Below are 331 nucleotides of genomic sequence, written 5' to 3'. Positions count from 1 at the left end.
CACTTCGCGCTCAAGCGACACCTGCTACGTGCTTCGCTCTATCGCAAACAACTCGCATCCCGATTCGCTGCGTGGCGCGAATTCACCGGCATCGCTCAAAATCCGTCGACTGTCTCCTGAGCGATTGGCTCTTCGCTGTAGTCCGAGCCACTGCCGACAAGTTGATCATCATTGAAAGGCCTCCTGGCCGCCCCAGAAATGGGCCGGCCAGGGTCTAGAGTTGAGATGCAGCCCTCAACCGACCCTTTCAGGAGAGAGGGTAGCCACGTTTCCTCTCGAAAGCGCGGCCCCCGAAGAACGCAGCATGCGACTTTCATCGCACTGCGCTCGC

General features: G+C 59.2%; 1 pseudogene. It reads left to right on the top strand.

The features are described 5' to 3' along the window. Positions 1-120: pseudogene (locus AB4Y34_RS42190) on the top strand (IS6 family transposase); the annotation flags it as partial. Positions 121-331: the final 211 nt, after the last annotated feature.

The sequence above is a fragment of the Paraburkholderia sp. BR10954 genome (genome assembly GCF_040965775.1).
GTDB lineage: Bacteria > Pseudomonadota > Gammaproteobacteria > Burkholderiales > Burkholderiaceae > Paraburkholderia > Paraburkholderia youngii.
Note: the sequence above shows the minus strand (reverse complement) of the source record. Positions and strands in the feature narration are given on the sequence as shown.